This is a genomic window from Pseudomonas sp. F3-2, from assembly GCF_038804275.1.
Classification (GTDB): Bacteria; Pseudomonadota; Gammaproteobacteria; order Pseudomonadales; family Pseudomonadaceae; genus Aquipseudomonas.
The window spans coordinates 4,837,358-4,863,196 of record NZ_CP152388.1 but is presented as its reverse complement, the minus strand read 5'-3'; the positions used below and the strand labels follow the sequence as shown (position 1 = coordinate 4,863,196).

General features: G+C 59.5%; 25 protein-coding genes. 15 read left to right on the top strand and 10 right to left on the bottom strand.

Going from position 1 to position 25,839, the window contains the following annotated elements; genetic code table 11:
- Positions 1–35 precede the first annotated feature (35 nt).
- A complete protein-coding gene (locus AAGQ88_RS21905; protein ID WP_342653564.1) occupies positions 36–464 on the bottom strand; it encodes a DUF1810 domain-containing protein in 429 nt (142 codons plus the stop codon).
- 144 nt (positions 465–608) lie between these two features.
- On the opposite strand from AAGQ88_RS21905, the gene AAGQ88_RS21900 reads away from it, so the two are divergent.
- Both AAGQ88_RS21900 and AAGQ88_RS21895 read left to right on the top strand, forming a co-directional pair.
- Positions 609–947: a zinc ribbon domain-containing protein YjdM gene (locus tag AAGQ88_RS21900; RefSeq protein ID WP_342655860.1), complete on the top strand. Its 339-nt coding sequence runs from the start codon at positions 609–611 to the stop codon at positions 945–947.
- Between the two features lie 375 nt (positions 948–1,322).
- Positions 1,323–1,748 (top strand): hypothetical protein, encoded by a 426-nt coding sequence (locus AAGQ88_RS21895; protein ID WP_342653563.1) that lies wholly within the window; start codon positions 1,323–1,325, stop codon positions 1,746–1,748.
- A 150-nt stretch (positions 1,749–1,898) separates the two neighbouring features.
- Here the strand turns inward: AAGQ88_RS21895 and AAGQ88_RS21890 are convergent, their stop codons facing one another.
- The 4 genes from AAGQ88_RS21890 to AAGQ88_RS21875 are packed head-to-tail and all read right to left on the bottom strand — an operon-like array spanning position 1,899 to position 8,241.
- The gene (locus AAGQ88_RS21890; protein WP_285422514.1) at positions 1,899–3,263 is read right to left on the bottom strand and encodes a heavy metal sensor histidine kinase; all 1,365 of its coding nucleotides are present in this window, start codon (positions 3,261–3,263) and stop codon (positions 1,899–1,901) included.
- Positions 3,253–3,930, bottom strand: a complete 678-nt coding sequence (locus AAGQ88_RS21885; RefSeq protein WP_093462886.1) for a heavy metal response regulator transcription factor — start codon at positions 3,928–3,930, stop codon at positions 3,253–3,255. Before AAGQ88_RS21885 ends, AAGQ88_RS21890 begins: the two co-directional genes overlap by 11 nt.
- A 25-nt stretch (positions 3,931–3,955) precedes the next feature.
- On the bottom strand, positions 3,956–7,084 hold the full coding sequence (locus AAGQ88_RS21880) for a multidrug efflux RND transporter permease subunit (protein ID WP_342653562.1): 3,129 nt from the start codon (positions 7,082–7,084) through the stop codon (positions 3,956–3,958).
- Positions 7,081–8,241: an efflux RND transporter periplasmic adaptor subunit gene (locus tag AAGQ88_RS21875; protein WP_342653561.1), complete on the bottom strand. Its 1,161-nt coding sequence runs from the start codon at positions 8,239–8,241 to the stop codon at positions 7,081–7,083. The genes AAGQ88_RS21880 and AAGQ88_RS21875 overlap by 4 nt, the downstream gene beginning before the upstream one ends.
- 300 nt (positions 8,242–8,541) lie before the next feature.
- On the opposite strand from AAGQ88_RS21875, the gene AAGQ88_RS21870 reads away from it, so the two are divergent.
- From AAGQ88_RS21870 to AAGQ88_RS21840, 7 genes are all read left to right on the top strand, one after another.
- Positions 8,542–8,871 (top strand): hypothetical protein, encoded by a 330-nt coding sequence (locus tag AAGQ88_RS21870; protein WP_342653560.1) that lies wholly within the window; start codon positions 8,542–8,544, stop codon positions 8,869–8,871.
- A gap of 334 nt (positions 8,872–9,205) precedes the next feature.
- A complete protein-coding gene (locus AAGQ88_RS21865) occupies positions 9,206–9,790 on the top strand; it encodes a fimbrial protein (protein WP_285422510.1) in 585 nt (194 codons plus the stop codon).
- Between the two features lie 61 nt (positions 9,791–9,851).
- Positions 9,852–10,595: a molecular chaperone gene (locus AAGQ88_RS21860; RefSeq protein WP_342653559.1), complete on the top strand. Its 744-nt coding sequence runs from the start codon at positions 9,852–9,854 to the stop codon at positions 10,593–10,595.
- A gap of 285 nt (positions 10,596–10,880) precedes the next feature.
- Positions 10,881–13,310, top strand: coding sequence for a fimbria/pilus outer membrane usher protein (locus AAGQ88_RS21855; protein WP_342655859.1), 2,430 nt, complete (start codon positions 10,881–10,883; stop codon positions 13,308–13,310).
- The gene (locus AAGQ88_RS21850; RefSeq protein WP_285422508.1) at positions 13,307–14,062 is read left to right on the top strand and encodes a molecular chaperone; all 756 of its coding nucleotides are present in this window, start codon (positions 13,307–13,309) and stop codon (positions 14,060–14,062) included. The genes AAGQ88_RS21855 and AAGQ88_RS21850 overlap by 4 nt, the downstream gene beginning before the upstream one ends.
- Before the next feature lie 2 nt (positions 14,063–14,064).
- Complete coding sequence (locus tag AAGQ88_RS21845) at positions 14,065–15,048, top strand: fimbrial protein (RefSeq protein WP_342653558.1); 984 nt, start codon at positions 14,065–14,067, stop codon at positions 15,046–15,048.
- 113 nt (positions 15,049–15,161) lie between these two features.
- Positions 15,162–15,398 carry a hypothetical protein gene (locus tag AAGQ88_RS21840; RefSeq protein WP_285422506.1) on the top strand — a complete coding sequence of 79 codons (237 nt, stop codon included), beginning with the start codon at positions 15,162–15,164 and terminating at the stop codon, positions 15,396–15,398.
- Positions 15,399–15,413: 15 nt separating this feature from the next.
- Here the strand turns inward: AAGQ88_RS21840 and AAGQ88_RS21835 are convergent, their stop codons facing one another.
- The 5 genes from AAGQ88_RS21835 to AAGQ88_RS21815 all read right to left on the bottom strand — a co-directional run bounded on the left by AAGQ88_RS21835 (position 15,414) and on the right by AAGQ88_RS21815 (position 19,031).
- Positions 15,414–16,376, bottom strand: coding sequence for a GlxA family transcriptional regulator (locus tag AAGQ88_RS21835; protein WP_342653557.1), 963 nt, complete (start codon positions 16,374–16,376; stop codon positions 15,414–15,416).
- A gap of 9 nt (positions 16,377–16,385) precedes the next feature.
- Positions 16,386–17,135, bottom strand: coding sequence for a YkgJ family cysteine cluster protein (locus AAGQ88_RS21830; protein ID WP_342653556.1), 750 nt, complete (start codon positions 17,133–17,135; stop codon positions 16,386–16,388).
- Positions 17,136–17,258: 123 nt separating this feature from the next.
- Entirely contained in the window at positions 17,259–17,585 is a 327-nt protein-coding gene (locus tag AAGQ88_RS21825; protein WP_285422503.1) for a hypothetical protein, read from the bottom strand.
- A gap of 46 nt (positions 17,586–17,631) precedes the next feature.
- Positions 17,632–18,093 (bottom strand): GNAT family N-acetyltransferase, encoded by a 462-nt coding sequence (locus AAGQ88_RS21820; RefSeq protein ID WP_342653555.1) that lies wholly within the window; start codon positions 18,091–18,093, stop codon positions 17,632–17,634.
- Positions 18,094–18,134: 41 nt separating this feature from the next.
- On the bottom strand, positions 18,135–19,031 hold the full coding sequence (locus tag AAGQ88_RS21815; RefSeq protein WP_342653554.1) for a chemotaxis protein: 897 nt from the start codon (positions 19,029–19,031) through the stop codon (positions 18,135–18,137).
- Positions 19,032–19,321: 290 nt separating this feature from the next.
- On the opposite strand from AAGQ88_RS21815, the gene hmpA reads away from it, so the two are divergent.
- The 6 genes from hmpA to cyoD all read left to right on the top strand — a co-directional run bounded on the left by hmpA (position 19,322) and on the right by cyoD (position 25,836).
- A complete protein-coding gene (gene hmpA, locus AAGQ88_RS21810) occupies positions 19,322–20,503 on the top strand; it encodes an NO-inducible flavohemoprotein (protein WP_342653553.1) in 1,182 nt (393 codons plus the stop codon).
- 427 nt (positions 20,504–20,930) lie between these two features.
- Entirely contained in the window at positions 20,931–21,440 is a 510-nt protein-coding gene (locus AAGQ88_RS21805) for a disulfide bond formation protein B (RefSeq protein WP_285422499.1), read from the top strand.
- A gap of 469 nt (positions 21,441–21,909) precedes the next feature.
- Positions 21,910–22,845: a ubiquinol oxidase subunit II gene (cyoA, locus tag AAGQ88_RS21800; RefSeq protein WP_093462928.1), complete on the top strand. Its 936-nt coding sequence runs from the start codon at positions 21,910–21,912 to the stop codon at positions 22,843–22,845.
- A gap of 3 nt (positions 22,846–22,848) precedes the next feature.
- Positions 22,849–24,867 (top strand): cytochrome o ubiquinol oxidase subunit I, encoded by a 2,019-nt coding sequence (cyoB, locus tag AAGQ88_RS21795; protein WP_285422498.1) that lies wholly within the window; start codon positions 22,849–22,851, stop codon positions 24,865–24,867.
- 3 nt (positions 24,868–24,870) lie between these two features.
- Complete coding sequence (locus tag AAGQ88_RS21790; protein WP_285422497.1) at positions 24,871–25,503, top strand: cytochrome o ubiquinol oxidase subunit III; 633 nt, start codon at positions 24,871–24,873, stop codon at positions 25,501–25,503.
- Positions 25,504–25,836 (top strand): cytochrome o ubiquinol oxidase subunit IV, encoded by a 333-nt coding sequence (gene cyoD, locus AAGQ88_RS21785; RefSeq protein WP_093462937.1) that lies wholly within the window; start codon positions 25,504–25,506, stop codon positions 25,834–25,836.
- Positions 25,837–25,839: the final 3 nt, after the last annotated feature.

Sequence of the window (25,839 nt, the reverse complement as noted above, 5' to 3'; positions counted from 1 at the left end):
TTGCAATTCGAACATGCGCCAGCGGACGGTTGCGTTCAGCGTTGGCCGAGCTTTGCGAGTGTCGTGCTGTCCGGCTTGCCCTCGAAAAACGCATCGAGCACTTCATTGAATAGAGGGTCTTGTGGTGCGACGCTGGCAAACAGCGTCATGCTCGAGCGCAGTTTCATGTCGTCTGGTGAGCCCATGATCTCGGTCGCGCTGCGATGTCGCCATTTCAACAGCGCTCGCCCGCAACTTTCCAGGCGTGGTCCCAGGCAAGCATGCTGAATATAGGCCAGCGCTTCTTCACGACCGGAAATCCCGTAGCGCTGGGCCATCTCGCTATGGCCCAAGCCTTTCAGCTGCGGGAAAACGAACCACATCCAATGGCTGCGCTTACGGCCGTTCTGCAACTCGGCGAGCGCGCGCTCGAAAACCGGTTCCTGCGCATCCAGAAAACGTTGCAGATCATGATCGTCTTTCATTTCAGCCTCCTGCGGTCTGGTGATGCTCATGAAGGTATGACTTCCTTAGCGCGCATTGTTCCCGACCGATTCAAGCGCCTTGCCCGCGCTCCGATAAAAACCCTTATAATCCTGCGCCTATTTCTTCCTGATGCGAGATCCGCCGTGAGCTTACCGCCGTGCCCAAAATGCAATTCCGAGTACACCTATGAAGACGGCTCGCAACTCGTCTGTCCGGAATGCGCCCACGAGTGGTCCGCCGACGGCGCTGCCGAAGTGAACGACGACGTGAAGGTCATCAAGGACGCGGTCGGCAACACGCTGCAGGACGGCGACACGGTCACTGTGATCAAGGACCTGAAAGTCAAAGGCTCCTCACTGGTCGTGAAAGTGGGCACGAAGGTGAAAAACATTCGCCTGGTCGACGGCGACCACGACATCGATTGCAAGATCGACGGCATCGGCGCGATGAAACTGAAGTCAGAATTCGTCAAAAAGGGCTGAGCGTCAGTTTGCTGACTCCGCAAAGCTGTCCGCGCAATCCCCAGGATTCACGGCCAACCCCTAAAACCGGTGGGAGCGAGCTTGCTCGCGAAGGCTGACTTCTAGACACTACATCTCCACAACATCCACTGGCCTCTTCCCGGCTGAAGCCGGTCCTACAGACGCTGCGGGCTTTTCGTAGGACCGGCTTCAGCCGGGAAAGCGTCGGATGCCACGGTGCATTCTTTAGGCCGGGCAAACTTCCCAGGTTTGCATGTCTTATCCTTCCAACACTTCGGATTTTTCCTACGGGCACAGTGGCTCTTCTATCCCTGTGTCCCCGCGAATTTTCATAGCCTTGCAGCCTTGTAATGGGCTGGGTGATGGATAGCTTGGATGTCGAGTTTTTATGAATATTTCAAAGAGAACATGGAAGGCATGGGGTTGCCTGCGCCTGAGTCGCTTTTCGGCTCGGTCACGAGCGCAGTTGCAACAGCGAGCACGCTGCTTGGCCAGATTGAAAAATTCGGTGAGAGGGTGACGATCAGTGAGCTTTTACGCGCTGGCACGAAGCTGGAGCAATTGGCGATGATCGGAGCGTGCTCGGCAGCATTCTACGCCGGTGCGGTGATTGGCAGTATCGCCGTTGCCACCGGAAGAGCGCTTGGCAATGGCACAACGCTGAGGGACGTGCTCTTTACTGCGCAAAAAGTCGACCTCATGGCTGATTGGCTCGCCCATTGTCTGCACCGGTATCCAGGTATGTACCAAACCGCGACATCTAACAGGGCCAGCTATCGATTCTTGGGACATGTAGCGTGAGGGACTCAATCTTGCTGCTGACGGTTGCTACCCTCGTCGCATCTGCTGCATGGGTGTTCTGGCACTACCTTGCCTTGGATGGTTTTCAGCTACTCAGCACGGTTGCGGTTGTAGCGCTGGCAGTGGACAACGTGCGCTTGCGACGCCGCATCAGCTTGGCAAATTGATCCCGAACGTATTTTCGCCGTGTGCGCTGCGCACAAAGACGGTGCCGCCGTGCATCAAGGCGATGGCCTTGACGATGGCCAGGCCAAGGCCGTGGTTGGCGCCGCTGTTGCTGCGCGAAGCGTCGACGCGATAGAAACGTTCGAACAGCCGGGGCAGGTGCTCGCCGGATATTTCAACGCCGGGGTTAGTGACGCCGATGCTGACGTGGTCCCCTTCATCGGCGATCTCCACGACAATCAAATGCCCGGGTGACGTGTGCTGCACGGCGTTGTGCAGCAGGTTGATCAAGGCCCGGCGCAGATGTGCTTTCTCGATGCGCGCGCTGGCATCCCCCCGCACCTGAACCTGCACCTGTGCGTCTTCGAGGATGAAATCCAGATAGTCCAGGGTCTTCGCCACCTCTGCGGCGAGTGACGCCTGGCTCAGTTCCGTCGCCTTGCTGCCCTGATCGGCGCTGGCGAGAAACAGCATGTCATTGATGATCGAACGCAGCCGCTCAAGCTCTTCAAGGTTGGATTGCAGCACCTCGAAGTAATGTTCGGCGGAGCGCCCACGGGTCAGCGCCACTTGCGTCTGGCCGATGAGATTGGTCAGCGGCGAGCGCAGCTCATGAGCCACGTCCGCGTTGAACGACTCCAGCCGCGAATACGCCTGCTCGACCCGTTCCAGCGTCGAGTTGAACGAGGTCACGAACTGATCGAGCTCAGGCGGCAACGGCGACAGCTGCAAGCGCCCGCTCAGGCGGGGTGGCGCCAGCTTGCGTGCCTCCAGCGACAGGTCATGCAACGGCTTCAGACCGATCCGCGCCACCCAATACCCCAACGCCGACGCCAGCACGATGCCGATGGCGGCCAGACTGATCAGCGCGATCAGCAGGGAATGCTGCGTCTGCCAGAAGGTTTCGGTGTCGATCGCCGTCAGAAAACGCAACGGCGGACGCTGATCCTTCGCCGGAAACTGACTGACCAGCACCTTGAACGGGTAATCGTGATCCTTCAGGTTCAGGTCGCGCATGCCCAGCGGACCCTTGGCGAAGGTGCGGATGTCGGCGTCAGGGTTGCCGAATTCATAGGTCGGGTTGTCGCTGACCACCCAGAACCGCAGGCGTTTATCTTCCTCGCTCAGCAGTTTCAGCTTGGCGTTGATCTTGGCCCAGTGCTCGGGATTGCCATAACGCTGAACCGCTGACTCCAGCACGCTGTAGCGCGCATCGACTTCGGCTTCCGGCAGCAAGCCCAGGCTTTTGTCCACCTGGAGATACAGAGCCCAGCCAATCAACAGAAACACCAGCAGCGCCACCAGCGCAAACATGCCGCTCAGGCGCAGGGCGATGGAATTACTCGACACGACGACTCTCCAGCACGTACCCCATGCCCCGGATCGTGTGCAGCAGTTTCTGCTCGAACGGCCCGTCCAGTTTGGCCCGCAGACGTTTAATCGCGACCTCGACGACGTTGGCGTCGCTGTCGAAATTGATGTCCCAGACCATCTCGGCAATCGAGGTTTTCGACAGGATTTCGCCTTGGCGGCGAGCCAGTACGCTGAGCAGCGAGAATTCCTTGGCCGTCAGGTCCAGGCGCGCGCCGGCGCGGGTCGCCTTGCGGCTGATCAGATCGATCCACAGATCGGCAATGCTGATCTGCACCGGCTCGTGCCCCCCGCTGCGACGGGTGAGCGCCTGCAGCCGGGCAACCAGCTCTAGAAAGGAAAACGGTTTGCCGAGGTAATCGTCGGCGCCTTCGCGCAGTCCGCGAACCCGGTCATCGACGTTCTCCCGCGCCGTCAGCATGATCACCGGGGTCTGCTTGCGGGCGCGCAAGGCGCGCAACACGCCGTAGCCATCCAGGCCGGGAAGCATGACGTCGAGAATGATAACCGCGTACTCGCTTTCCAGCGCCATGTGCAGACCTTCGATGCCTTCGCGCGCGACATCGGTGGTGTATCCCTGTTCGGTCAGGCCGCGATGCAGGTAGTCCGCGGTTTTCTCTTCGTCTTCGATAATCAGGACGCGCATGGGTCCACTCTCACTTATTCGCTGCTTACTTTTCAGCAGTCATCAGGGCCGCAGGTTGCTTGCTCGTTGCGCTGGGTGTCGGGGTCGGACGTGGGCGGTGGAAGATTCGCTCAAGCTGCAGGTAAATCACCGGCGTCGTGAACAGCGTCAGCGCCTGGCTGACCAGCAATCCGCCCACAACGGCGATGCCCAGTGGCTGACGCAATTCAGCACCCACACCATAGCCGAGCATCAGCGGCAGAGCACCGAGCAGCGCCGCCAGCGTTGTCATGATGATCGGCCTGAATCGCGTCAGACACGCCTCGTAGATCGCTTCTTGCGGCGATAACCCTTGGTGACGCTGGGCTTCGAGGGCAAAGTCCACCAGCAGAATGCCGTTCTTCTTGACGATGCCTATCAGCAGCACGATACCGATCAGGCCCATGATCGAAAAATCCTGGCCCATCAGCCACAACAACAGCAGCGCGCCGATCCCGGCGGAGGGCAGGGTGGAAATGATCGTCAGCGGATGAACGAAGCTCTCATACAGCACGCCCAGAATGATGTACACCGCCACCAGCGCAGCAAGAATCAGCCACGGCTGGTTGGCCAGCGAGCTTTGAAACGCCTGGGCCGCGCCCTGGAAATTGCCGATGATCGAAGCCGGCATGCCGATCTCGTTCTTGGCCTGATCGAGCAACACGACGGCGTCGCCCAGCGCAACGCCGGCCGACAGGTTGAACGAGAGGTTGGCGGCCGGGAACATGCCATCGTGACTGATCGACAGCGGGCCCATCTTCGGTGCGCCCACTTTGGCCAGCGCCGACAACGGCACCATCTCGTTGGTCAGCGGCGATCGCAGGTAAAAGTAATTCAGGCTTTCGGCCTTGCCACGCTGCTGGGGCTCAAGCTCCAGAATGACTTTGTACTGGTTGATGTCCGTCTGGTATTCGTTGATCTGACGCTGACCGAACGCGTCGTACAGCGCCTGATCGACATCGGCGGCGCTCAGACCGAAACGCGCCGCGGCGCTGCGGTCGATGTCCAGATGCGTCACGCTGCCGCCCAGTTGCAGGTCGTTGGACAGGTCGCGAAACGCCGGAAGGGTCTTGAGTTTCTCAGTGAGCTTTTGGGTCCAGACATTGAGCAGCGCGCCATCGTTGCTCTTGAGCACGTATTGATACTGCGCCCGGCTCGGGCCGGAGCTCAGGTTGATGTCCTGACCGGCGCGCAGATACAGCACGATGCCCGGTATCTTCGCAAGCTTGGGCCGGATGCGATCGATGAACTGGCTGGCCGACACGTCTCGGTCTTCGCGATCCTTGAGCGCAATCCAGACGCGCCCGTTGGCGATGGTCTGGTTGTTGCCGCTGACACCCACCGAATGCGAAAACGCTTTGACCGCAGGATCCGCCGCGATGATTTTCGCCAGTTGTTTATGTTTTTCTACCATGTCGGGGTAGGAGATATCCGCAGCCGCCTCGCTGGTGCCCAACACCATGCCAGTGTCCTGCACCGGGAAAAACCCCTTGGGAATGAGCACATAACCCGCGACGGCCAGCACCAGCGTCAGGCCGAAGATACCCAGCATCAGGCGCTGATGGGCGAGGGCGAAACGCACGCCTCGCGCATAGCGGGCGAGCAAGCGTTCGCCAAACCCGGGCGTCGCATGCGGATTGTGCTTGGGGGCCCGCATGAACAGCGCAGCCAGGGTGGGCGCCAGCGTCAGCGACACCATCACGGAAATAAGAATGGTCGACGTCGCAGTCAGGGCGAACTCCTTGAACAACCGGCCCACCACGCCGCCCATGAACAGCAGCGGAATGAATGCCGCGATCAGCGAGAAACTGATCGACACCACGGTGAAACCGATCTCGCCCGAGCCTTTGATCGCCGCGTCACGCATGCTGTCACCGGCTTCCAGGTGCCGATGGATGTTTTCCACCACCACGATGGCGTCATCCACCACGAAGCCGACGGCCACCACGATCGCGACCAGCGTCAGGTTGTTCAGGCTGAAACCCAGCACATACATCAGCGCGAAGCTGGCCACCAGCGACACGCCCAGTACCGCCGTTACGATCAACGTCGCCGACAGCTGACGCAGGAACAACGCCATGACGGCGATCACCAGCGCGATCGCGATCAGCAAGGTCATTTCCACCTCATGCAACGAGGCGCGAATGGTCTTGGTGCGGTCGCTGAGCACTGATACGTCGACCGATGCAGGCAGCATTTCCTGCAGGCGCGGCAGCTCGCCGAGCACGCGGTCGACCGTCTCGACAATATTGGCGCCGGGTTGACGGAACACGACGATGTTCACGCCCTGTTGTTCGCCCGACCAGGCACGCACGTAGGCGTTTTCCGAACCGTTGATGACACGGGCTACATCGCGCAGGTGAACAGGGGCGCCGTCTTTGTAGGAAACGATCAGTTGCTCGTAATCCTTGGCCTGGAACAGTTGATCGTTCGAGGCCAGCGTGGAAATGCTGTCCTTGCCATAGAGCGCACCTTTGGCGAGGTTGAGGCTGGTCTGCTGCAAGGTCTCGCGCAGGTCGGCCAGCGTCAGACCGATCGACGCGAGTTTCTCCGGCGCGGCCTGCACGCGGATGGCAGGCCGCTGCTGACCGGTGATGTTGACCTGTCCGACGCCGTCGATCTGACTCAACTGACGAGCCAGCAGGGATTCGGTGACATCGCTCAGCTCGGTGCCGGGCATCAGATTGGAGCTGACGCTGAGAATCAACACCGGGCTGTCGGCAGGGTTGACCTTGCGCCAGGTCGGCAGTGTCGGCAGGTTAGCGGGCAAGCGCCCGGCCGCCGTATTGATCGCTGCCTGCACTTCCTGCGCGGCGGTGTCGATGCTCTTGTTCAGGCTGAATTGCAGGATCAGGTTGGTGGAGCCCAGCGCGCTGCTCGAGGTCATCTGCGTCATGCCAGGAATCGCGCTGAACTGCACTTCCAGGGGCGTCGCCACCGAGGAAGCCATGGTTTCCGGACTGGCGCCGGGCAACTGCGCGTTAACCTGGATGGTGGGAAATTCGGCTTCCGGCAGCGGCGCCACCGGCAAGCGCGGAAAGGCGATACAGCCCAGCAGCACCAGCGCGAACGTCAGCAGGACCGTGGCAATAGGATGATTCACGCACCAGGCGGAAAGGGAGCCGCGGCCTTTCATTTCGACGCCCCGGCCACGTCGACCAGCGCATCGACCGGCTCATCCTTGACCACTTCGATGTGAGCACCATTCTTGAGCCGCGACTGGCCGTCGCTGACCAGCACGTCGTTGACGTCGACCCCGCTGATCAGCATCAGGTCGCTGTCCTGATAAAGCACTTTGACCGGCACGACTTCGACGCTGTCGCCCTTGACCCGATAAACGTAATGCTGATCGATGCCGCGCTGGACCACTTGTGGCGGGACCTTCAGCGCATCGCGGTCGACGGCGGTCTGGATGCGAACCGTCACCAACTGGCCGGGCCACAACTTCTCGGCGGCATTGTCGAACACCGCTTTGGCGCGAATGGTGCCCGTGTTCATCGCCACCTGATTGTCGATCAGCGTCAGTTTGCCCTGGCCGAGCAATGTGCCGCTGGCGCCTTCACCCAAGTACGCATCGACCGTGGCGGGCGTGCTGGCGGCAAGCAGGTCGTGCAACGTCGGCAGCATCTGTTGTGGCAGCGAGAACTCTACGGAAACAGGATCGATCTGCGTGACGGAAAACAGTCCCGTCGCATCGCTGACCCGCAGGAAATTACCCTCGTCGACGTTTCGAATCCCCACCCGGCCTGTCACCGGAGAGCGTATCTGGGTGTAGGAAAGCTGTACTTGAGAGGCGTTGATCGAGGCTTGATTGCCCAGTGCGGTTGCTTTCAGTTGCTCGACCAGCGCCTCTTGCTGATCGTATTGCTGTCTGGAAATACTGTTGTCGACCGTCAGCAGCTTGTAGCGCTTGAGGTCCACTTGAGCGACGTTCAACTGGGCCTGGCTCTGACTCAGTTGCGCCCTGGCCTGCTCCAGCGCCGCGCGAATTGAACGATCGTCGATGGTCGCCAGCAGATCCCCCGCCTTGACCTGTTGCCCTTCCTTGACCAGCAGCCGGGTGAGGATGCCGTCCACCTGGGGGCGAATCACCACGCTTTGCAACGACAACACCGAACCGATGCCGGTGACGTATCGCGGCACGTCCTCCTGCTTCACCGTGATCACACGAACCGGCACCGCTACCGGGGCGCTGGCTTTCTTCGCGACGGGACGATTGAAGGTCCAGGTGCCGATCGCAATCAGCGCAACGAGTGCGGTCACGGCTATCACGGTTGTTTTCTTTTTGTGCATACAGAAACGACGCCAGCGAATGGGTGAGGGCAGATGGGTGTGAGCCTCCTTTATAACCCTTCCACCCGGTCAGCAAAATGACTGCTACCTGTCAATATTGTCAGCTGGATTAGGGCGGAGGATGAAGTCGGGTAAAGAAAGAATGCCGCAGGGCGATACCCAGATAGAAGGCACGAGTTTCGATGAACGAGTTCTACTGTGACGGGGACAATTCCTACATAAAGCTTCGTGAATTCTGAACGTTGTTCTCTGGCTCGACTCAACTTCATAAGGGACGAGCCTTCATTCCGGAGTGTGGCGATGAAAAGTAAAAAGACAGTTTCGATGTTTTTTTCGATCGCGTTTATCGGGACTTGTGCCGTATCCGGCCCCAGCGCATGGGCCGCGCAAAACGAACTCATGTTTCACGGCAGCCTTGTCAATGCCGCATGCGAGGCCCGAGTGATGGCGGGCTCAGACGCAGCCGCGGGATGGAAAACCCTGTCGGCAGGCGGCTCCCTGACCATCGGCCTGATGGCTGGCGATAATGCGTGCGGCAAGCCTGCCGTCCCCGTCTATGCCAGTTATAAAGAAACCACCATCGCATTTCGCAGTGCCCACGCGGGCATCGTCACGCTGACTTACCAGTAAGCGGTCTGCCCCGACTATTTGAGCAACGCCTGACAGGCCCCGATTCGATGGAATCGGGGCTTTTTTTGTGCGCGCGCTCTGTCGAGCGTGTCCGGACGGCTACAGCGTTGAGGTGAAAGGTCAGCCACTGTTTTTTAACGCGGTGTCGTGCAAAGCCATGTAACGCGTGAGTTGTAGCCCTGCGCTGCCAAGTCCTACGGAAAGTTCTTTCGTGCGCCACTGTCATTTCCGCAAGCGCAAGGTAAATAGCCTGACAGCCGCGAGCCAGAGCGGCGCTTATAGTTCTCGCCGTCCTCTTGGGCACACACGAATTGACACAAGGAACGTCGTTAGCATGAAAAATATCTCTCTTTCACTGGCCATCGTGACCGCATTGGGACTCGGCATTTCGAGTACCGCGAGCGCCGCCAACAACGGCAAACTTGTCTTCACTGGCACGCTCACCAACATCACTTGTGACATCGGCGCCGGGACGGGTGCAAGCCCTGGCACCAACCCGGGTGAAATCAACGTCGACATGGGCAACGTGTCCTTCTCCGACATCGGTCTGTTCGCGGACAATAAACTGGAAACCGCCTCGCCGATCCAGCTGCTGGTCAACTGCACCGGCGGCGCTTCGCAATACAACACCGTCAATATGCGCTTCGTGGCGCGCCAAGGCAGCGGCCTGGATAACCTCGATCAGAAACTGCTGCGCACCACCGGTGCTGCCGACGGTGTCGGTATCGGTCTGCTCAACGCTTCCAACCAGCTGATGGACTTGAGCGGCAACGAAACCATCGATACGCCGCTGATCAAGGACGGCGCTGACGGCGCTACCGCCGAGATCAATTTCGGGGCTGTCTATGTCCTCAACGGTGCGGCGACCAATCCCGGCAACGCCGATGGCTTTCTGCCGTTCGTGATGGACTATCAGTGATGCAACAGGCGGGCGAGCATTGCTCGCTCCGCCTTCCCCCGGATTTCCAGGCGGTCTGACCATGTTTTCCATCTTCATCCGTTGCTCGGCGCTCTGGCTGGGGCTGCTTCTGGCTGTCCCGGTGCAGGCGGGCATAGTGCTCAACACCACGCGTGTCATTTATCAGGCCCAAGACAAGGAGGTCAGCCTCGTTGTACACAACAGTGGCTCGGGCGAGATCCTCGCTCAGTCCTGGCTGCAAGCGGAAAGCGAGAAGGTCGCTCCCGCCGATCTGCCGTTCGCGATTACCCCGGCGCTGGCGCGAATGACCGGCAATGCGCGACAGATGATCCGGATCATCTACGCCGGGGAGGGACTGCCCGCCGACCGGGAATCGGTGTTCTGGCTCAATGTTCAGGAGATTCCGCAGACTGCCCGGGAGAACGAATTGCAGATCGCGATTCGTCAGCGGATCAAACTTTTCTTTCGCCCTCAGGGAATGCGTGGCGACCCACTCAAAGCAGCGCAAGAGCTGCAATGGCGTGTACAGGGCGGCCAGTTGGAAGTCAGCAATCGCAGCCCATATCACGTGTCGCTGATCAAGCTTGAGGCGCGTCAGCAGGGCAAGCCGTTGTTCTCGGCGGATAGCCAGATGCTGGCGCCGCTGCAGAGCCTGAAACTGCCCATGCGCCCGGCCGCTTCCGGCAAACCGGTCGAGCTCAGGTTCATCAGCATCAATGACTTCGGCGCCCAGGAACCTTACCTCGCGCAAGTCGTGGCCGACCGGACTGTTCAGGCCGAAAGGACCGACGTTCGTACCGACTGACGACTGACACCACGGTCGGATTTTTCGTACCTCATTTTCGCCGCACATACGTTGCGGCTACTGCGTCGTGCGCCTGCGAGAAAGGATTCGGCAGCGCATCGGAACTCAGAACACGAGTGAAACCAGCTAATGGAACGGCGAGACCAGAACAACAAGGGATGTGTGTGCAGCGCGGCACGGCCCCGTACAACCCTCTGTAGAGGCGGGCCATCGAAGGTATTCAACTGCAGCCGTTTGGCGCTGTGCATGGCGCTGACCGGCGGGCTTGCGACAGCTTCGTCTGTGATGGCGATGACCGATCAGGTCGCCGACGGCCGGGCTGCCAGCGGCGTGAAGTTCAATACGGCTTTCATCCAGGGCACCGATCAACCGGCGGACCTTGAGACCTTTCTGCAAGGCAACAGCATCGTCCCCGGCACCTATCGGGTCGATGTCTACGTCAACCGCACATTGAGCGGTCGACGCGATATCAACTTCATCCACAACCCTGCCAGGGACACGGTCGAGGCATGCCTGACGCTGGAAATGCTCAGCCAGTTCGGCGTGGATGTCAGCGCGCTGAACACGGCCGAAACGCCGGGCAGCGGCTGTTTCGATCTGATGACACACGTGGCGTTTGCGCAGGTCGATTATCAGCCTTCGAGCCTGCGCCTGAACATCACGGTCCCGCAGGCGATGATGGCCCGCAGCGCGCGCGGATACGTGTCTCCGGAATTGTGGGATCAGGGCGAGACCGTCGGCTTCGTCAACTACAACTTCAGCGGCGCGCGCCGCACGCGTAATGAGCAGACGCAGGATCAGTATTATCTGGGCCTGCGCAACGGCGTGAATCTCGGTGCCTGGCGGCTGCGCAATGAGTCTTCGGTTACGTACGGAGATGCTCAACCGTACCGTTTTCGCAGCAACAGGACCTTCGTTCAGCGCGACGTCAGTGCGCTGAAAAGCCAACTGACACTGGGTGAAGCGTTCACCGACTCGCAAGTGTTCGACAGCGTGCGTTTCGTTGGCGCAGCGTTGACGTCCGACGATGGCATGCTGCCCGACAGCGAGCGCGTCTATGCGCCTGTCATCCGAGGCATCGCCGAAACCAATGCCATGGTTGAAGTGCGCCAGAACGGCTTCATGCTGTACAGCGGCAACGTGTCACCCGGGCCGTTTGAAATCTCCGATATCTATCCCAGCGGCTCGAACGGCGATCTGGAAGTGACGATCGTCGAAGCCGACGGACGCAAGCGCAGCTTTGTTCAAGCCTACGCGTCACTGCCGATCATGGTGCCCCAGGGCGCTGTCCGCTACAGCCTTGCGGCCGGTCAGTACGACAGCAACACCGAGGACGGGGCATCACCGGATTTTGCCAGCGGCACGCTCGTTTACGGTTTGACCGAGCGGGTGACGGCCGCCGGTGGCGTGCAGATGGCCGAGGACTTTCAGGCCGGAAACATTGGCGCGGGCATGAACACCGCACTGGGCGCTTTTTCGCTCGATGTCACCCAGTCGCTCAGCAAGCAGCGGCAGCAGAGTTACAGCGGGAAAAGCCTTCGCGTGCGTTATGCCAATACGCTGGACCTGACTCACACAACGCTGGCGGTAGCCGGTTACCGTTACTCGACCGAGCAATATCGCACCCTCGATGAGCATGTCGAAGCACTGCAGGCGCACGAGAACTTCTATGCGGGTCGTGCACGCGATCGCGTCGAGCTCAACCTGACCCAGGCGTTGCCGGAGCACTCGGCATCGCTGAGCATTACCGGATCCGAACAGCGCTATTGGGACCGGGGCGACAAGACGCGGCAGCTTTACATCGGTTGGAACGCCTCTTGGCGCAGTGTGAGCTACAGCTTGTCGCTTGAGCGCAATCAGACATTTCAGCGCAATGGGCAGGATCAGACCGATAATCGCGTCGCGCTGACCCTGAGCGTGCCGCTTGGCACCAGTCCCGGATCATCTCGCGCGTTTTTCAATGCCGTGCACGACAGCTCGGGCAACTACAACCTGCAGTCGGGTCTGAACGGCCAGGTGTTCGACGACCGCAGCACGTTCTACTCGGTGCAAGCGGGTCACGATCGAAATTCCGGATCGTCCGGTTTCGGCAAGCTCAGCACCACGACATCCTACGGCCGTTTCGACGCGGGATACGGGCAAGGCAGCGATTACCAAGCGTTCAGCATGGGCGCCGCGGGTTCTGTGGTCGCTCATCCCGGCGGCGTGAATCTCGGCCAGCCGCTGGGCGAGACGTTCGCGCTGGTGCAGGTCAAGGGCGTGAGCGGCGCCCGGTTGAGCAACGCGAGCAACGTCGAAACTTCCGACAACGGCTTTGCGATTCTGCCGTATGCGCAGCCTTACCGGACCAACTGGGTCAGCCTGGATACGCGACAACTGGGCGCTGATGTGGAGTTGGCGAACGCCGTCACGCAGGTCGTGCCCAGAAGGGGAGCGGCAGCGTTGGTCAGCTTTCAGACGTCCGTGGGCCGCAGGGTCCAGTTCGAGCTGGTGCGCCCCGATGGCAGTCGCCTGCCGTTGGGCACGACCGTCGAAGATGAACAGGGCAAGCCGCTGGCGACGGTCGACCCCAATGGTCGCGCGTTGATTCTGAGTGAGCGCGACAGCGGCGAACTGGTCGTCAAATGGGCCGATCAGCAATGTCGCGCGTCTTTCACGCTTCCCGCCAAGGACCCGCAGCGCAGTTACGATCGCGTCAAGGCGGTGTGCCAATGAAGTCCGCCTGTCTGATGACCGCCGTTTTGATGTTCACCAGCGCCGTTGCGCAGGCGACGGTTTCGCTGTCTGGCACGCGTCTGGTGTTCGACGGCAGGTTCGGGGAAGCCTCTGTGGACGTCAGCAATCGCAGCGATGCTCAGGTGTTGATCCAGGCCTGGCTGGCCGATGGGCGTGCAGCCGAGTCGCACCGGGCAGACCTGCCTTTTGTCGTCACGCCGCATCTGGCGCAGCTGCCCGCGCAGGGTAAGCAGACGTTGCGCGTGCTGTATGAAGGCGTCGGGATGCCGGCAGACCGTGAGTCGTTGCTGCATTTGTTCGTGCTGGAAATCCCTCGCCGCAGCCAGGCCGCGCAGCAATTGAGCATCGCCGTGCGCCAGCGCATCAACGTGTTTTACCGGCCTGCCGGTTTGCCTGGCGATCCCGCCGACGCCGCGCAGATGCTGGCGTGGCAGCGGCAACCGGGCGGCGAACTGTCTGCGCGCAATCCGACGCCGTATCACGTCTCGCTGCAAAACGTGCGTGTCGACGACGTTGAGATCAGCGACTACCAGCTCCTGCCACCGTTTTCGGAGATATCGCTGCCGCTTCCGGTGCGCATCGCAGGCGCGGGCATGCAGCGAAACCTGTCTTTCAAGGCGCTGACAGACTACGGCGGCCAGCGCGATTACTGCGGCGTGTTGCCGGCGCAAGGCGCGTTGAACGTACCACTGAGCAGGCCCGATTCTCACTCACTCAAAGGGAAGTGCTGACCATGACGTACAGATTCGTTACCCGATGGTGTCCGATATTGCTGATGACAGCGTTGCTGCCTGTCTCTGCCGCAGCCATGACTTGCGCAACCCAAGGTGCTGGCGAATTCATCCTGCGCGCTGATTTGAGCAGCACTGTCGCGATTCCCGCCACGTTGCCGGATGGCACGGCGGTCTGGCGCTCCGAGCGTCTGAGCGTCGCGGTCGAATGCGCTAAGGAAGAAGTCGGCGGGCCCGAGGACGTCTTCCTTTATCTGAACCCGGAGAACATACAGATCGGTCAGGGCATTCGCGCAGGGCTGACACTCGGCGGGGTCGACTTCCTCCAGACCTCCGGGCGCATTCCCACGCATCAAACGGCGCCCGCCTGCAAGGATGCGAGCACCCGCTGCCCAGCTGTCTCGTTCAATTTGCCTTTTACGGTGTTCATCGAGAAATACGGGCCGACCCCGCCATCCGGCATCGCCAGCGACGTGCGCGACTACAGGATGTTTCAGGTCGACGGCACAGCTGGCCCCAATCCAGTGCCCGACCGCAACCTCAATTACCTCATCAATAACCTGTCGGGGCTGCGCTTCGTGGCCTGTGACGCTGAGCTGCGGGTCATGCCGGAGACGATCGACTTCGGTGACGTGGCGATCGCCAACGTGAGGGTGGGCGAAGTCGCGACGTTTCAGCGGTTTGCCCTGGCCACCAGTCGTACGTGTGATTCGCCGTTCAGCCTCAATGCGCGGCTCACCCCGGTTTCAGGCATGCTGTCGGGTGACGTGCTGGTGCCCGTCAACAACGACAGCGTCGGCATCCGCATCACGAACGCGTACGACAACACGCCGGTGCGCTACAACGAGCCGTTTCACTTGAATGACCTGCTGGGTGGGAATTACTCCGCCACCGCTGATTTCAAGGCCGAATTGATCTGGCAGACGCAAACGCCACAGCCAGGTCCCTTTTCTGCGGAAGTGATGGTCGATCTGTTCTACAAATAGGCGCGCGCATTCGGTCTTCTGCCTGAGGCAGGCTCAGAATGATTCGGGTATGCTGCGCGGCTTCGGGCGCCGCCCGACTTTTTCCTCGACCGCTTCAAGCTTCCGGAGCCTTCATGACGACCCCAGAACCTACCTCAGCGCCTGACTTTGACGTCGAACCGGTCGAGGGCAACGACGTTTCCGAGCAGGCCCGGCCAGCGATTCCGGCGTTCAGTTTTCCATTCAAACCGGGGCAGCTTGCCCAGGCCAGAAAGGATCAGCCGTACTACCAGAAGTCCAACAAATCCAGCCACGAAAAGCGGCCAGGCGCAGCCCCGGCGGGCACCCGTCGTTCGATGGGCAAGCGCTGATTCGCGGGCGTCCAGTCAACCCTGTTTGCGAAAACTGTCGCGGTATTGTGTGGGCGTGACGCCCAGACGTTGGGTGAAAATCAGGCGCATGCGCGCGGCGCTGCCGAAGCCACAGTGATACGCCACGGCTTTGATCACCATTTCACTGCCCTCCAGCAAGTGTCGGGCGGCGTCGATTCTGGCTCGCTGGACGAATTCGGCCGGGGTGACTTTGGCGTCTCGAGCGAACACTCGCGCAAACGTGCGCGGGCTCATGGACACCACTTGCGCGAGTCGTTCCACCGAAAACGGTTCGCTGATGTGCTCCATCACGTAACGCTGGATGGTTGCAACGGGCGAGTCATCGTCTGCCGAGGCGCTCAGGTAAGGACTGAACTGCGACTGTCCGCCCTGACGCTGGGCGACCACCAACAGACGTTTCGCCACAGCCAGCGCAATCGCCGATCCATGATCCTGCGCGACCAGCGCAAGCGCCATGTCGATGCCTGCCGTGACGCCCGCAGACGTCATCATCGCGCCGTCGCGCACGTAGATGCGGTCGGGTTCGACCCGCGCTTCGGGAAACAGATCGGCCAGTTGTTGCGCATGGCTCCAGTGCGTGGTGACCTGCTTTCCATCCAGCAGACCGGCATGCCCGAGCACGAACGCTCCCGTGCAGATCGAGCCGAAACGTCCTGCCAGCGGTGTGGCTTCGCGCAACCAGGCGGTCAGCTCGGGCATCTCGGCACCTTCGGGAAGCAGCGGGCCCCCGGGAACCAGCAGAATGTCGAAGGTTTTTGGCGCGTCGGTCAGGGAATACTGCGCGCCCAGTGGCATGCTGTTGGAGGCGACGATGGGGCAGGGCGTTGCGCCGACGGTGGTCATCCGGTAGCCATCGCCTTGTGCGACGTAACGATTGGCCTCGGCGAACACATCCAGGGGACCGGCCACGTCCAGCGACTGGACATCAGGGAACAGCACGATCGCGACGCTTCTCATCAATGAATCTCAGGCGCTTTGCAAAGGGATGAACATATAGCTCATCGCCTCTTCTGTCTCCAGTAGCGCGCCTGCTTGCTGCAAGTGCAGGGTCGCGGCCTCGCCTGTCACGCGGAAACGCCACGTGGCTTCGCTTGCAGGCAGTGCGCCAGTCTGCAGGCTTGAAACGGCTGTCGCAAAAGCGTCCATGTCGGGCAGGCAGGCAACGAAACCGTTGCCCTTGAGCGCCGTGGTCTGGAGTCCCAATGCTACGCAGATCGCTTGCTTGCGGGCGATATCGTCGCGATCCGCCTGGCGCGATTGTTCGATCAACGCCAGCAGCTGTCGGTCAACCAATTGGCCGCCGACGATCAGATCCGGCCCTCGTGTCCAGGCGTCGGCAGGACAATCTTTGGCCTGCGGGCGAAGCGGAATGTGCGGATTGATCTCCATGGGATAAATGCGGCACACCAGCGGGCGACGCTCATAAATGCGGCAGAGGTTATCAGCGTCAAGATTTCGGCAACGACCAGCGTTGTAGGCCGCGAAGGTGATGGCCACCAGCGCCTGCGCTTTGCCGCTGCTGACAGGGTGCGAGCGCCGGGTGGCGTGAGTGATCTGCTCCGGTGCAACACCGTAGCCATCGGCCAGGAATGCTTCGGTCAGAATGATCACCGAGCCGCCGTCAGCCGCCCACTGCGCGGCTTCGGCCAGTGTCAGGGGCACGTGATGATCGGTGCAGCATTTGCCGCAGCCGACGCAGGAAAACTGTGTATCCATGGGAAGAAACAGTCCGCCAATCCAAAAAGAATGAAGCAAAACCTGCGCGGGGAAAACCGTCACCACCGGCAGGTCTTTTTCAAATTGGCGGAAATGGCAGCAAGTTATGCGCCATCGGTCGGATTATTTCTTGGGCAGTGTGGTGACGTTATCCCACTCAGTGATCAGCGCTTTCTTGTTCTTTCGGTCGTACAGGCAGAGCTCAGTGCCGGTTTTATTCTTCATGAACGCCTGTTTGTACTGGCCTTTGATCAGCAGCGCGTTGTAGCCCACGCTGTCATCGAACGCGGCATCGGCGCCCGCAGGCTTGGCGTTCTTCAATGAACTGGCCGCAACGCAGCTGTCGACCAGGGTTTTGTTGAAGTCTTTCCAGGCGTCAGGGCTGGATGCGCTGGCCTGACCTGCGGCAGCGGTGAGGGTGAGCAGCAGGGCGGCAGTGATTTTCTTCACAGCATTCTCCTTTGTCGTTATCGGTGTGACTGCGACTTGGAGTGGCTTAGCGCGGTTCGAGTTCGCGGCGCTGCACATATTGCATGCCGGCGCGCTCGTACAATCGGCGAGCGGCGAGGTTGCTTTCCATCACCTTCAGGTCCACATGGCCCTCGCGCCGCTGGGCGAAGGCCGCAAACACCACGTCGAGCAGCGAATGCCCGATTCCGCGCTGCCGGGCGCGGGGATGCACCACCAGATTGCGAATGAATGCGCTGGTCCAACAGTGGGCGACGGCAACAATCCCCAGCGCATCTTCGAGCACGAAACACAGCTGTCGATCGCACTCAGGATCATGGTCGAAGGCGTCGAGCCATTGACTGAAATCCAGCACCCGACCGCCGCCCTGTGCCTGGCCCAGCACCAGCAGTTGGTGAACGGCCTGGGCATTCGCGGCGGTGAGGTCTGATCGTCGTAACGTCCCAGGCAGTTCAGGCACGTCGAGTGGCTGGCCAAGTGGGCGTCGCATCAACCAGTAATGCGCAGTGGACGCATCGTCAGGCGCAGGTTTCAGATCCCTTGCGCTTGGACCGTGCGCGCGGCTTCGATCAAGCATCGTGTCAGCTCAGGCGAGGAGAACTTGGTCAGAACGGCGTTGGCGCCTGCGGCCTTGGCCTTTTCGGTGTTCATCGCGCTGTCCAGCGACGTATGCAGCAGTACGTAGAGTTCCTGAAAGTCAGGCGTTTCCCGCAGTGTGCGAGTGAAAGCATAACCGTCCATTTCCGACATTTCGATATCGGACACCACGACGTTGATTTGCTGAGCCGTGCCCTGCAGGTCGAGCAGGTGATCGATGGCCTCGCGGGCACTGCGCGCGGTGTGGCACTCGATGCCCAGATTGCGCAGGGTAATGACCGACTGTTGCAGCGCAACCTGACTGTCGTCGACCACCAGAATCCGCGCCTTGGCCAGCACCTCGACCTCTTCAGCGCTCAGCTCGGCGGGTTCGGCGACGATCTGCGCAGGCGAGATGCCGTGAATGACTTTCTCGATATCCAGTACCTGCACCAGCGTGCCATCAACCTGAGTTACGCCGGTGATGAACGACTTGTTGCCGGAGCCAAAGGGCGGCGGGCGGATATCGGTGGTCAGGCAATGAACGATCTTGCTCACGGCCTGGACGTGCAGACCCTGCTTGGAGCGGCTGACGTCGGTTACGATCAGGCAGCCGCCGTCCGGGTCCAGCAGCGGTCGTTCACCGATTGCGCGGCTCAGATCGATCACCGACAACGAGTTGCCGCGCAGCGTGGCGACGCCTTTCACGTGGGGGTGTGACTCGGGCAAACGCGTGAGGGGAGGGCAGGGGATGATCTCGCTGACCTTGAGCAGGTTGATCGCCATCAGCTTTCCGCTGCGTAACGTGAACAGCAGAAGCGAGAGTGAATCTGCGCGGACGTTTTTGGACATATGAACCTTCTGTCATGCATGTCTGTTTGCCGGTAGAGGTGCAAACAGCGTTCGATGACGGTTTATCGACCCGCTCAAGTCAGGCTTTAACCTCTTTTGACGCGCTTGCTCATGAGGGCGGGTTTCGGAGAGTAGTCGAAATGACCTGCAACCAGTCTTAATGACAACAATACTTGAGTGGTCAATATGACTAAAATTCTGTAACTAACTGATATTAGTGAAAAAATATTTTGGCACGCTTCCTGATAAGTAACAGGTATTCGTTATCAATCGAGTCTCAGGAGTTCATCATGTTGACTGCTTCGGATCGTGCCATCGTCAAATCCACCGTCCCGCTGCTGGAAAGCGGCGGCGAAGCGCTGACGACTTACTTCTACAAAAAACTGCTCACCCGATACCCGCAGGTGCGCCCATTGTTCAACCAGGCGCATCAGGCCAGCGGCGACCAGCCTCGGGCCTTGGCAAACGGCGTGCTGATGTACGCACGCCACATCGATCAGCTTGAGCAACTGGGCGATCTGGTTGCAAAGATCATCAACAAGCATGTGGCCTTGCAGATCCTCCCGGAACATTACCCATTGGTGGGCGAGTGCCTGCTGGAGGCCATCCGTGAAGTGCTCGGCGCTGAAATCGCCACGGATGAGGTCATCGCAGCCTGGGGCAAAGCCTACGGACAATTGGCCGAGATCCTGATCGGCGCCGAGAAAACCATCTACGACGAGAAGGCGCTGGCGCCCGGCGGCTGGCGCGGAGCGCGGGAATTCAAGGTGGTGGCCAAAGTGGCGGAAAGCGCCGAGATCACCTCATTCTACTTCGCACCTGCGGATGGTCAGCCGATCCTTGCGTTTACGGCCGGTCAGTACATCGGCATGCAGCTGTTCCTGGAGGGTGAGGAAATTCGCCGCAATTACTCGTTGTCGGCACTGGCGGGCAACAATCAGTACCGCATCAGCGTCAAGCGCGAACCGGGCGGACGGGCGTCCAACTACCTGCACGACAATGTGAAGGTAGGCGACAGCATCAATCTGTTTACCCCGTCGGGCGAGTTTACCCTGGCGCACAGCGACAAACCGCTGGTGTTGATCAGCGGCGGCGTTGGAATCACCCCGACTTTAGCGATGCTCGAAGCGGCGGTGGCCACTGAGCGTCCGATTCACTTCATTCACTGCGCGCGCAATGGATCGGTGCACGCATTCCGTGACTGGATCGAAGACATGGCCAGCAAGCATCCTCAGCTCAAACGCTTCTACTGCTATTCGGAGGATGACGGCAAGAGTCCGGCAGCCCACGCCATCGGCATGCTGGATCAGGCGCGACTGGAGCAGTGGCTGCCAGAGAATCGCGACGTCGACGCCTACTTCCTCGGGCCGAAAGGCTTCATGGCGGCAATGAAACGTCAATTGAAGGCTGCCGGCGTACCGGATGGGCAGGCGCGCTACGAGTTCTTCGGTCCGGCATCGGCATTGGAGTGACTGGCTGCGACAAATGGACGCACGCTTCTATATATAGAAGGAGGTTCGGCGGCACAGGCACGTCTGCGACAAAAAGCCGCACGCTTCTATATATAAGAAGAAAGTCTGCGTCCGGATGTCGCTGTGGCAAACGGTCGCAGGCTTCGGTGTGCGCAGGCTAGGGAACAAGGTTTTGCAGCGAGCGGTTTCTCGTCAGGCCCTCGGCCTGGAGCGTTAATGTTCGGGTAATGCAGGCGTGGTCAACATCGCGCCTGAAAAAATGGCTCGGCTCGCTGAATGGTGTTGGCATGAGCATCATGCGACCGGATTATCCGGCAGTGAGCGGGGCGATGCGACGATGGTAGAATTGCGGGCTTTCCGGACTGTCCCGGCCCGCAACAATACGCATCCGTCGATCCGGATGGACTCCAATTCAAAGGGTATGTGAATGACTGACGAGATGTTTTACCTGCGGCGTGAGAAGCAGTTTCTGGTTCTGCTCGGCATCATCTGCCTGGCGCTGATCGGTGGAGCGCTGTACATGCAGGTGGTGCTGGGCGAGGCGCCTTGTCCGCTGTGCATCCTTCAGCGGTATGCGTTGCTGTTCATCGCCGTCTTCGCGTTTATCGGCGCTGCCATGCCGGGGCGACTGAGTCTGACGATCTGCGAGGTTCTGGTGACCCTGAGTGCAGTGGGCGGCATTGTTGCGGCGGGGCGGCACGTTTACATCCAGACGCATCCGACCGAGAGCTGCGGCATCGATGTGCTGCAACCCATTGTCGATGGATTGCCGCTCGCGTCGCTGTTTCCGCTCGGATTTCAGGTCGCAGGCTTCTGTGAGACGCCATATCCGCCAGTTTTCGGACTTTCGCTAGCACAATGGGCGCTGGCGGCTTTCGTTCTCACAGTGGTTCTGGTACCGGTGGGTATCATTCGTAACCGGATGAAAGCGCGCTGATAACAAAGTGTTGCATAAAAAATCGCCCTAAAATCCTTAAGAATTTCGGGGCTTTTGACCTGTTTCAAGGTGCGACATAAGACCGCATTTTTACAGATTCGGAAATTAACTGTTGCGCAGAAACTCATAGTCAATAAAACTTTACGTATCTACAATCGCCCCCACTTAACGCCCCCATCACTTGAAGGACGGCGGAAATCGAGGTCGGAAAGCGTTTTTACGCCTTTGTAGACGCCGTTCGAATGGCCTCCTGCGTCAAATTCAGAATGTCAGCGCCAAGGGATCTGGTCCGCATAGGCGGTTGCCACCATTCGAATAAGAAACCACAGCTAAACCCGGATTTGTTACGAGGCCATACGCTTCCTGACAGGCCCCTGTTCAATCCAAAAATTTGCCAGCACCTGGCAGGGTGAAGTGTTGGCGGTCGAAACCCAACTGCGATGCGAAAGCTGCTTTTAGAGGTCGTGAGATGAGTAAAAAAAGGTACCCCAGGTTTTTTGGCTTCTTGGCCCTTTTCAGCATGCTCCTGCTCAGCGGGTGCGATTACACCCTGCTGGATTCCAAGGGCCATGTCGGCGTGCAAGAGCGTGATCTGATCATCACCGCTACCCTGCTCATGCTGCTGGTGGTGGTGCCGGTCATTTTCATGACCATCATCTTCGCCTGGAAGTATCGCGCCTCCAACAAGAGCGCAACCTACACCCCTGACTGGGCGCATTCGACCAAGATTGAACTGGTTGTCTGGCTGGTTCCTCTGGCCATCATCATCGTGCTTGGCTACGTCACCTACAAGTCGACCCACGCGCTGGACCCATACCGTCCGCTTGAATCCGACGTCAAGCCTGTGACCATCGAAGTGGTCGCGCTGGACTGGAAATGGCTGTTCATCTACCCGGAACAGGGCATCGCGACCGTCAACAAGATCGTTTTCCCGGCTAACACGCCGATCAATTTCCGCATCACCTCTGATTCGGTCATGAACTCGTTCTTCATCCCTGCACTGGGTGGCCAGATCTACGCGATGGCCGGCATGCAGACCAAGTTGCACTTGATCGCCAATGAAAACGGCGAGTTCGATGGTATCTCCGCCAACTACAGTGGCGCAGGTTTCACCGGCATGAAATTCAAGGCGACCGCGACCTCGCAGGCTGACTTCGACGCCTGGGTTGCTGAAGTCAAGAATTCACCTAAACAGCTGGCAACGGCTGAATACACCGCTCTGGCCAAACCTAGCGAACGTAACCCCGTTGAACTCTACTCCACGGTCACTCCGAACCTGTTCCAGATCATCATCGACAAGTATGAAGGTATGAAGCCGGGCAAGATTGAGCACGAGAAGAAAGAAGTGGCCGGTATGGAAGGGATGGACATGGGTAAGCATTCAGCTGCTGAGGCAGAGGAGTAAACGATGTTTGGTAAATTAAGTCTGGACGCGATACCGTTCCACGAACCGATAGTCATGATCACGATTGCCATGATCGCTATTGGCGGTGCTGCGGTACTCGGTCTGATCACGTATTTCAAGAAGTGGACCTACCTGTGGACCGAGTGGCTGACTTCGGTCGACCACAAGAAGATCGGCGTGATGTACATCATCATCGCCATGGTCATGCTGCTGCGTGGTTTCGCTGACGCCATCATGATGCGTTCCCAGCTGGCTCTGGCCACCGAGGGTTCGCCCGGCTATCTGCCGCCTGAACACTATGACCAGATCTTCACCGCTCACGGTGTGATCATGATCATCTTCATGGCGATGCCGTTCTTCACCGGTCTGATGAACATCGTTCTGCCTCTGCAGATCGGCGCTCGCGACGTTGCCTTCCCGTTCCTGAACTCCCTGAGTCTGTACCTGCTGATCTCCGGTGTGGTGCTGGTCAACGTTTCCCTGGGCGTCGGTGAATTCGCACGTACCGGCTGGGTTGCCTATCCGCCGCTGTCTGAACTGGGCTACAGCCCGGGCGTGGGTGTCGACTACTACATCTGGGCACTGCAGCTATCGGGACTGGGTACGACACTGACGGGCGTTAACTTCCTGGTTACCGTCCTGAAGATGCGTACGCCTGGCATGAAACTGATGGACATGCCGATCTTCACCTGGACCTGCACCTGGGCGAACGTTCTGATCGTGGCGTCGTTCCCGATCCTGACCGCCACCCTGGCACTGCTGACCCTTGACCGCTACCTGGACTTCCACATTTTCACGAACGAATTGGGTGGTAACCCGATGATGTACGTGAACCTGTTCTGGGCGTGGGGTCACCCTGAGGTGTACATCCTGATTCTGCCGGCGTTCGGTGTCTTCTCCGAGGTCATCTCGACGTTCACCGGCAAGCGCCTGTTCGGCCACCACTCGATGATCTACGCTTCCGGCGCGATCTCCGTACTGGGCTTCATGGTCTGGCTGCACCACTTCTTCACCATGGGTTCGGGTGCAAGCGTCAACGCCTTCTTCGGTCTGGCGACGATGCTGATCTCCATCCCGACGGGTGTGAAGCTGTTCAACTGGCTGTTCACGATCTACCAGGGCCGTCTGCGCTTCACCGCGCCAGTCATGTGGACCCTGGGCTTCATGGTTACTTTCTCCATCGGCGGTATGACCGGCGTTCTGCTGGCTATCCCGGGTGCTGACTTCGTTCTGCACAACAGCCTGTTCGTGATCGCGCACTTCCATAACGTGATCATCGGTGGTGCTGTCTTCGGTTACATCGCAGGCTTCGCGTTCTGGTTCCCGAAAGCGTTCGGCTTCAAGCTGAACGAGAAGTGGGGCAAGGCAGCGTTCTGGTTCTGGATCTCGGGCTTCTACGTGGCATTCATGCCGCTGTACGCACTGGGCTTCATGGGCATGACCCGTCGTCTGAACACCACTGACAACCCGGACTGGACGCCGTACCTGCACGTCGCATTCTGGGGTGCAGCGCTGATCATGGTCGGTATCGCCTGCCAGCTGATCCAGATCTACGTGAGTATCCGTGACCGCGAGCAGAACCGTGACGTGACCGGTGACCCTTGGAATGGCCACACCCTGGAGTGGTCCACTTCGTCGCCTCCGCCGTTCTACAACTTCGCAGAACTGCCGAAGGCAAACGAGATCGACGCGTTCTATGCAGCCAAGCGTGATGGTGAAGCGTACCCGGTTCCGGCCAAGTACTCCGACATCCACATGCCAAACAACACCGCTACCGGCCTGGTAATGGGTGCTCTGCTGACCGTCTTCGGTTTCGCGATGATCTGGCACATCTGGTGGCTGTCGATCGCCAGCCTGGTTGGCACCATCGTTTACTTCGTCATCCACGCTGCACGTGACGATCAGGGCTACATGGTTCCTGCTTCGGAAGTGGCACGCATCGAAGGCGAGCAACACAAGATCCTGGCCTCGGTCCGCAATGCCCAGGCAAACACTCCTGTCAACAAGCTGGAGCAGGCATAAACAATGTCGAACTTAGTATTTGAAGGTGCTAAAGGTCACGACCACGGTCATGACCATGAGCATGACCACGGTCACCATGACGCCGGCGAGATGAAAATCTTCGGCTTCTGGATCTACCTGATGACCGACTGCATTCTGTTCGCGTCGATCTTCGCCGCTTACGCAGTGCTGGTTAACAACGTTGCCGGTGGTCCAGCAGGCCACGACATCTTCGAACTGCCATACGTGCTGGGCGAAACCGCCTGCCTGTTGCTCAGCTCGATCACCTACGGCTTCGCCATGCTGGCGATGCACAAAGGTAACAAGTCCGGTGTGCTGGGCTGGCTGTTCGTGACCTTCCTGTTCGGTCTGGGCTTCATCGGCATGGAGATCAACGAGTTCCACATGCTGATCTCCGAGGGCTACGGCCCTAACCGCAGCGGCTTCCTGTCGGCGTTCTTCACGCTGGTCGGTACCCACGGTCTGCACGTGACCAGCGGCCTGATCTGGATGGCGATCATGATGTACCAGGTCAACAAGAATGGTCTGACTGCCACCAACCAGACCCGCCTGAGCATGCTCAGCCTGTTCTGGCACTTCCTGGACGTGGTCTGGATCTGCGTGTTCACCGTTGTCTATCTGATGGGGACCATTTAAATGGCGAATTCACATCACTCCCATGACGATTCCAGCCACGGCAGCTTCAAGTCGTACATGGTCGGCTTCGTACTGTCGATCATCCTGACCGCGATTCCCTTCGGTCTGGTTATGTTCCCGACGGTATCGAAAGTTGCCACACTGTGGATCGTGCTGATCTTCGCGGTCGTGCAGGTTCTGGTTCACCTGGTGTACTTCCTGCACCTGGACCGTTCGGTGGCACAGCGCAACAACGTGGTTGCATTCGCGTTCGCCACGCTGGTTATCGTTCTTCTGGTTGGCTTGACGGTATGGATCATGTTCAGCATCCACACCGCTATGATGGCGCACTGAGGA

What these genes read in the sequence shown, in the direction of transcription:
- AAGQ88_RS21855 (WP_342655859.1), top strand. Translation starts at nt 10,881, where the DNA reads ATGGCGATGACCGATCAGGTCGCCGACGGCCGGGCTGCCAGCGGCGTG.
- AAGQ88_RS21790 (WP_285422497.1), top strand. Translation starts at nt 24,871, where the DNA reads ATGTCGAACTTAGTATTTGAAGGTGCTAAAGGTCACGACCACGGTCAT.
- AAGQ88_RS21805 (WP_285422499.1), top strand. Translation starts at nt 20,931, where the DNA reads ATGACTGACGAGATGTTTTACCTGCGGCGTGAGAAGCAGTTTCTGGTT.
- AAGQ88_RS21870 (WP_342653560.1), top strand. Translation starts at nt 8,542, where the DNA reads ATGAAAAGTAAAAAGACAGTTTCGATGTTTTTTTCGATCGCGTTTATC.
- AAGQ88_RS21860 (WP_342653559.1), top strand. Translation starts at nt 9,852, where the DNA reads ATGTTTTCCATCTTCATCCGTTGCTCGGCGCTCTGGCTGGGGCTGCTT.
- hmpA (WP_342653553.1), top strand. Translation starts at nt 19,322, where the DNA reads ATGTTGACTGCTTCGGATCGTGCCATCGTCAAATCCACCGTCCCGCTG.
- AAGQ88_RS21850 (WP_285422508.1), top strand. Translation starts at nt 13,307, where the DNA reads ATGAAGTCCGCCTGTCTGATGACCGCCGTTTTGATGTTCACCAGCGCC.
- AAGQ88_RS21875 (WP_342653561.1), bottom strand. Translation starts at nt 8,241, where the DNA reads ATGCACAAAAAGAAAACAACCGTGATAGCCGTGACCGCACTCGTTGCG.
- AAGQ88_RS21845 (WP_342653558.1), top strand. Translation starts at nt 14,065, where the DNA reads ATGACGTACAGATTCGTTACCCGATGGTGTCCGATATTGCTGATGACA.
- AAGQ88_RS21815 (WP_342653554.1), bottom strand. Translation starts at nt 19,031, where the DNA reads ATGTCCAAAAACGTCCGCGCAGATTCACTCTCGCTTCTGCTGTTCACG.
- AAGQ88_RS21880 (WP_342653562.1), bottom strand. Translation starts at nt 7,084, where the DNA reads ATGAAAGGCCGCGGCTCCCTTTCCGCCTGGTGCGTGAATCATCCTATT.
- AAGQ88_RS21865 (WP_285422510.1), top strand. Translation starts at nt 9,206, where the DNA reads ATGAAAAATATCTCTCTTTCACTGGCCATCGTGACCGCATTGGGACTC.
- cyoD (WP_093462937.1), top strand. Translation starts at nt 25,504, where the DNA reads ATGGCGAATTCACATCACTCCCATGACGATTCCAGCCACGGCAGCTTC.
- AAGQ88_RS21840 (WP_285422506.1), top strand. Translation starts at nt 15,162, where the DNA reads ATGACGACCCCAGAACCTACCTCAGCGCCTGACTTTGACGTCGAACCG.
- AAGQ88_RS21820 (WP_342653555.1), bottom strand. Translation starts at nt 18,093, where the DNA reads ATGCGACGCCCACTTGGCCAGCCACTCGACGTGCCTGAACTGCCTGGG.
- AAGQ88_RS21835 (WP_342653557.1), bottom strand. Translation starts at nt 16,376, where the DNA reads ATGAGAAGCGTCGCGATCGTGCTGTTCCCTGATGTCCAGTCGCTGGAC.
- AAGQ88_RS21830 (WP_342653556.1), bottom strand. Translation starts at nt 17,135, where the DNA reads ATGGATACACAGTTTTCCTGCGTCGGCTGCGGCAAATGCTGCACCGAT.
- AAGQ88_RS21895 (WP_342653563.1), top strand. Translation starts at nt 1,323, where the DNA reads ATGTCGAGTTTTTATGAATATTTCAAAGAGAACATGGAAGGCATGGGG.
- AAGQ88_RS21905 (WP_342653564.1), bottom strand. Translation starts at nt 464, where the DNA reads ATGAAAGACGATCATGATCTGCAACGTTTTCTGGATGCGCAGGAACCG.
- AAGQ88_RS21885 (WP_093462886.1), bottom strand. Translation starts at nt 3,930, where the DNA reads ATGCGCGTCCTGATTATCGAAGACGAAGAGAAAACCGCGGACTACCTG.
- cyoA (WP_093462928.1), top strand. Translation starts at nt 21,910, where the DNA reads ATGAGTAAAAAAAGGTACCCCAGGTTTTTTGGCTTCTTGGCCCTTTTC.
- cyoB (WP_285422498.1), top strand. Translation starts at nt 22,849, where the DNA reads ATGTTTGGTAAATTAAGTCTGGACGCGATACCGTTCCACGAACCGATA.